The sequence below is a fragment of the Ewingella sp. S1.OA.A_B6 genome, assembly GCF_049889095.1.
Taxonomy (GTDB): domain Bacteria; phylum Pseudomonadota; class Gammaproteobacteria; order Enterobacterales; family Enterobacteriaceae; genus Ewingella.
On the sequence record NZ_JBLJFK010000057.1, the window covers coordinates 1 to 291 of the forward strand.

Genomic DNA, 291 nt, shown 5'->3' on the forward strand with positions numbered 1-291 from the left:
GACCGATTAACTCAGCCAGTATCTGCATCCGTGCTTGTAGCAATATTTTAATCTGGGTTTCGTTGTCCAGAATACGTCGCAAATGCAGGCGAATCAAATTCTGAACACCTATGGCGACCTCTTCCGACAGGGGCAGAATGGTGGTTGCTTCAACGGCTTTCAGATAGCTGACTTCCAGTTCAACCAGTTCATCCCACTTTTCTTCCTGCGCCAGCGCCAGCATGTGCTCGCTCAACGTCAGGATCATCTTATATACATTAACCAGGTACTGATGTCGATCCATTATTTTGG

The 291-nt window shown here is 47.1% G+C and carries 1 protein-coding gene; it reads right to left on the reverse strand.

Going from position 1 to position 291, the window contains the following annotated elements; all coding sequences use genetic code 11:
- Positions 1–247: flagellar protein FliT (fliT, locus tag ACMV8I_RS21450; RefSeq protein ID WP_498867154.1), on the reverse strand; the 247-nt coding region annotated here is incomplete at its 3' end.
- Between the last annotated feature and the right edge of the window lie 44 nt (positions 248–291).